Genomic DNA, 5139 nt, shown 5'->3' with positions numbered 1-5139 from the left:
GCCGACGCCGCCTGACCGCCGCCCGCCCGCTGCCTGCCGCTGCCTGCCCGCCGCCTGCCCTGCGGGCCGAGCGTCCAGTGGTCGCGAACTGTCGTTGAGCGGCTCGGGAAGGACCAGATCCGACCACTCGACGCCGTCGCCCCGAGGCGAGAGCCGAGGAGGCACGGGCCGGCCCCGCAGGACGGCGTCAGTGGAACTGCGGCACGATCAGCCACAGGCCGGCGAGCACGGCGGCGATGCCGACCGCGAAGCAGGCCGCGCCCCCGACGGTGGCGGGGAGCGAGCGAGGGGCGGCGGCGACCGCCTCGGTCGCCCCTGCGGCGAACAGCCGGATGCCGAGCGCGAAGGACGTGACGATGACGGCGGTCGCGGCGAGCGCCACCACGAAGACGACCACGAAGGCGCCCCAGTCCACTCCGAGGAACACGGTCACTCTCCCTGTCCGCGGGAGGCGCCGGCCGGCTGGGTCGCGGCGGGCGCCTCCTCGCTGTCGTTGACGGTCTCGTGCGTCACCGGGTGGCGACGGGCGAGGAACACGAAGGCCGAGCCCCCGGCGAGCGCGAGGACTGCGACGAGGACGAGCCCGACGGTGCTGGTGCTGGCGAGCCAGGCGCTGACGCCGCCGACGAGCGCCGCGGCGGGCAGCGTGATCACCCAGGCCGAGGCGATCTTGCCGACGACCCCCCAGTGCACGGTCGCGAGCTTCTTGCCGAGGCCTGCCCCGACGATCGAGCCGGAGGTGACCTGGGTCGTCGAGAGCGCGAAGCCGAGGTGCGACGAGATGAGGATCGTCGCGGCCGAGCTCGTCTCCGCCGCGAAGCCCTGCGGCGCCTGGACGTCGGTGATGCGCTTGCCGACGGTGCGCATGATCCGCCAGCCGCCGAGGTAGGTGCCGAGCGCGATCGCGAGCCCGCAGGCGAGGACGACCCAGAGCTGCGGCGTCGTGCCCGCGCCCTGGTAGCCGGCCGCGATGAGGGTGAGCGTGATGACGCCCATCGTCTTCTGCGCGTCGTTCGTGCCGTGCGCCAGCGAGACCAGGGAGGCGCTGATCGTCTGGCCGTGCCGGAACCCGACCGTCGAGCCGCGCAGCGTCGCCTGCTTCGTGATGCGGTAGGCCGCGTAGGTCGCGACGAGCGCCACCGTGCCGGCCACCAGGGGCGAGATGAGCGCCGGCAGCACCACCTTCGACAGGACGACGCCGAAGTCGACCGAGCCGACGCCGGCACCGATCACGGCGGCGCCGATCAGGCCGCCGAACAGCGCGTGCGACGAGCTCGACGGCAGGCCCAGGTACCAGGTCGCGAGGTTCCAGATCACGGCGCCGACGAGGCCGGCGAAGATCATCGTCGGGGTGACCTGCACTCCCCCGTCGCCCTCGCGGATGATGCCGTTCGAGACGGTGCTCGCGACCTCCGTCGACAGGAACGCCCCGACCAGGTTGAGCACGGCCGAGATCAGCACCGCCACCTTGGGCTTCAGGGCCCCGGTGGCGACGGAGGTGGCCATCGCGTTGGCCGTGTCGTGGAACCCGTTCGTGAAGTCGAACACGAGCGCCACGACGATCACCAGCGTGACCGTGACGAAGACGTCCATCGATGTCGCCCCTCTGTCGTCTGCTCCGGGGCAGGTGCCCGTCCGGAGGCAGGAAGTGCGCGGCCGTCGCGGTGACGGGCGCTGCTCCTGCACCGGCGACGCTAGGCCCGCGGGCGGGCTGCGTCGGTGAACAGCAGGAGAATCATGCACGGCATGCACATGTCGAGCCGACGGGTGCGGGTGCGGGTGCCCCTGTGCCCACCGGAGGCGCGGCGCAGCGTCGAGTGGTCAGGAACTGCCCCCAGACGGGCCGGAAGGACGGTTGATGACCACTCGTCCGACGATCCAGCCAGAACGAGGTCCACGGCAGGATGGCCGACCGGGCTGTCAGCGCAGGCAGCGGGCGATCGCTCGCCGCGCCTCCTCGACCTCGCGGGCGAGCCGGTCCGGCCGCCGCTCGAGGGCCCAGCGGACCAGGTCGAGGTGGTGCAGCAGGGCGAGCCGTCGCAGGGTCGGCAGGGAGTCGTCGAGGTCGACCCCGAGTCCGTCGGCGAAGCGGCGCAGCTCGTCGGCGCCGACGATGCCGTCGAGGGCGCTCCAGCGGTGCACGCGGTCGAGCTCGAGCCACGGCACCGGGCCCGTCCGGGCCGAGCCCCAGTCGATCAGCACGGGGTCGTCGGCGCCGCGGGGCACGAGGTTGCGGGGTGCGAGGTCGCCGTGGACGAGCCCGTGCCGCCAGTCGGCGCTCTCGACCGCGAGCTGCTCGAGGGCCGCTCGCAGCGGACCGCGCTGCCGCTCGGCGTAGACACCGAGGCCGAGGAGGCGGTCGCCCGGCACCAGGGAGTCGAGGCCGTACCGCAGGTGGCGGCGCCAGGCCTCCGGCAGGTCGCGGCCGAAGCGGGTGAGGAGCGCGTCGGGCACGGTGACCTCGGGCACGGTGAGGTCGGGCACGGTGACGTCGGGCCCGCTGAGGTCGGCATCGTCGCCGACAACGGCCGCAGCCCTCGCCCCGAGGGGCACCTCGGCGAGCGCGGCGGCCAAGCGGCCGAGGTCGCGCCACGGGTCGCGCTCGGAGGGCAGGGAGGTGACGTGCTCGACGATCATGAGCGGCGCCTCCCCGAACTCGGGTTCGTAGGCGAGCACCGGAGGGGTCGGCACTCCGTGGCGCGCAGCGTGCTCGGCGGCCCATCGCTCGGCCGGGTAGGTGTCGGGTGCCGACCCGGTGAGATCGCGAGGCGTGCGCACGACGACGTCCACGCCGTCTCCCCAGATCCGGACGACGTGGGTGTCGACGCCGGGCAGGAGGGCGCCCTGCCGGGTGCCGCGAGCGGCAGAGACGAGCTTCTCGACCGCGAGGGCGGCGAAGGAGACCAGCGATCCCTCGTCCCGATCGGGATCAGGGTCCGGATCGGGGTCAGGGTCCGGATCGGGGCAGCTGGCCGTCCCGGTGACGGCCGCCGTGTCGTGGCGTCGCCGTGCGGGTGCGGGTGCACGTGTCGGTGCGGATGCACCGGGTCGGCCCGGCCCCGGCTCAGGCCGAGTTCCCGCCGGCGGCCGACCACGACGAACCGCCGGCCTCGCCCCGCGGGCCGGCCTGCTGCCGCTCGGCTTCGGCCTGGGCGCGGACGCCCGCCCCCGGGTCGGACTCGTCGAGCCTGGCGGCCAGCGCACGGTCCCGCCGGTCGCGGAGCGTGATCGCGACGGTGGCGGCGACGATCACGAGCACGATCAGGGCGATGACGACTGTGGCGGTGTTCATGCGGTGTCCCTTCGACGGCGTCCGCCCACGCTACCGACGACCTCCGCCGTCGTCGAGGGCCGGCGGCTCGACCAGCACCTCGTCGGCGCCTGCTCGTCGACCGCGTCGCGCGCTGAACCGGCGGGAAGCGCTCTCACTGCCCACCGGATGAGCACTTCCTGCCGGTCCAGCGGGTCTACGGGGCCCAGTGGGCGCAGCGGGCGTCGCAGGCGCAGCGGCAGCCGCCTGCGGACCCGTGCGGAACGGCGTCCCGTTGAGGCGGCGGTCGCCCAGCGCCCGCTCGCGGTGGATCGCGGGGTTGTGCGACGCGATGGTGCGGGCGTTCCGCCAGTGCCGGTCGAGGGCCCGGTCGGCGTCCACCGCGGAGGCGCCGCCCACCTCGAACAGGGCGGTCGCGGCCTCGAGGACGAGCGGCAGCACGACCTGCTGCGCCTCGAAGACCGTGGCCAGCGCCTCCTGGTAGTCGTCGTCGGCGGTCGAGGCCCTGTCCGGAGCAGACGCGTCGACCGAGGCCGCCGCAGACGCGGCTGCCGAGGCACGCCCGTCGGCCGCCTCCAGCGCCCGCACCGCGGACAGCGTCACCGCCTCCACCGCCGACGCGATGCTCGACAGCCGCCCGACGACGCCCTGCACGAGCGGGTCCTCGCGCGGCAGCGACACCCCCGCCACGCCGAAGGTGCGGGTGCGGGGCCGGACGAAGTCGACGGCGTCGCGCACCACCGCCCGCGCGATCCCCGTCTCGGCCGCGAGGAGCACGAGCTGGTACAGCGCCTGCGTGTAGGCGAGCGGGCGGCGCTCGGCGTTGTCGCTCCAGGGCAGGACCTGGGCCGGGTCGACCGTCACGTCGTCGAAGATCGTCGTGCCGCTGCCGGTGAGGCGCTGGCCGAAGCCGCCCCAGTCGTCGAGGCGCGTGACGCCCGGCGCGTCGGCGCGCACGGCCAGCGCGACGGGCTCGTCGCCGCGGAGCGCCCCGACCCAGATCCAGTCGGCGTAGAGGGTGCCCGTGCTGTAGAACTTCTGTCCGTCGAGGCGGAGCCGGCCGTCGACCTCCGTCAGCCGGGTCGTCACGGCGGTCGCGTCGCCGCGCTCGGCCTGCGCGTTGCCGACGAGCACGTCGCCGGCCGCCAGCCGCTCGAGCCACTCGGTGCGCAGCGGCCCGTCCGGCTGCGCCCGCTGCGTCTCGACGAACGCGACGTGCCCGCGCAGCAGCTGCGGCAGGTTCGAGTCGGCCTCGCCGAGGCGCACGAGGAGGCGGAACTCCTGCTCCAGGGACGCTCCCCAGCCGCCGTGCTCGACCGGCACCCGCAGCGCGCCGAAGCCGGCCCGGCGCAGCAGGTCGACCTCGTCGACGGGGAGGCGGCGGTCGCGCTCCCGGGCGACCGCGCCCGCCGCGATCTCGTCGACCAAGGGGCCGAACACCGCCTCGATGCGGTCGTCGAGGTGGCGCGTGCCGGGGCCGGCCGTGGGGTCGCTCGTGCTGTCGGTCATGCGCTCCTTTGTGTCACGCCCGCGCCTCCTGCGACAGGGCCGACGACACATGACGAAACGTCACGACACATGTCGAAAGAGAGCTCGCGGCGGCCTCCGACGCCGTGGCAGGGTCGGCAGCCATCACCCCGGCACCGTCCACCGTCCGGCTCGCCGCCCACAGCACACAGCCCACAACCCACCGCTCACCACCCCGAGGAGTCCCCGTGTCCGATCACGACGCACCGCAGTCCACGCCCGCCGCCGACCCGCCCGCCGGCGCTCCCGCCGGGCTCCGCGCCTCCCTCGACGACTCGCGCCGCAAACGTCGCCGCGGCCTGCTCACCGGGCTCGGCGTGGTCGTCGCCGCGGCCCTCGTC

At 74.8% G+C, this 5139-nt stretch carries 5 protein-coding genes; all 5 read right to left on the bottom strand.

All coding sequences use genetic code 11. From position 1 onward, the window contains the following. Positions 1-187 precede the first annotated feature (187 nt). Positions 188-427: a hypothetical protein gene (locus tag RWM17_RS12085; protein ID WP_314104013.1), complete on the bottom strand. Its 240-nt coding sequence runs from the start codon at positions 425-427 to the stop codon at positions 188-190. 2 nt (positions 428-429) lie between these two features. After that, entirely contained in the window at positions 430-1593 is a 1164-nt protein-coding gene (locus RWM17_RS12080) for an anion permease (protein ID WP_314104012.1), read from the bottom strand. A 327-nt stretch (positions 1594-1920) separates the two neighbouring features. After that, positions 1921-2790, bottom strand: coding sequence for a hypothetical protein (locus RWM17_RS12075; RefSeq protein ID WP_399540473.1), 870 nt, complete (start codon positions 2788-2790; stop codon positions 1921-1923). A 274-nt stretch (positions 2791-3064) separates the two neighbouring features. Next, a complete protein-coding gene (locus tag RWM17_RS12070) occupies positions 3065-3292 on the bottom strand; it encodes a hypothetical protein (protein ID WP_314104011.1) in 228 nt (75 codons plus the stop codon). Positions 3293-3322: 30 nt separating this feature from the next. Further along, positions 3323-4780: an acyl-CoA dehydrogenase gene (locus tag RWM17_RS12065; RefSeq protein ID WP_314104009.1), complete on the bottom strand. Its 1458-nt coding sequence runs from the start codon at positions 4778-4780 to the stop codon at positions 3323-3325. Positions 4781-5139 lie beyond the last annotated feature (359 nt).

This window comes from uncultured Frigoribacterium sp., from assembly GCF_963515265.1.
Taxonomy (GTDB): Bacteria; Actinomycetota; Actinomycetes; order Actinomycetales; family Microbacteriaceae; genus Frigoribacterium.
Note: the sequence above shows the minus strand (reverse complement) of the source record. Positions and strands in the feature narration are given on the sequence as shown.

What these genes read in the sequence shown, in the direction of transcription:
- RWM17_RS12080 (WP_314104012.1), bottom strand. Translation starts at nt 1,593, where the DNA reads ATGGACGTCTTCGTCACGGTCACGCTGGTGATCGTCGTGGCGCTCGTG.
- RWM17_RS12070 (WP_314104011.1), bottom strand. Translation starts at nt 3,292, where the DNA reads ATGAACACCGCCACAGTCGTCATCGCCCTGATCGTGCTCGTGATCGTC.
- RWM17_RS12065 (WP_314104009.1), bottom strand. Translation starts at nt 4,780, where the DNA reads ATGACCGACAGCACGAGCGACCCCACGGCCGGCCCCGGCACGCGCCAC.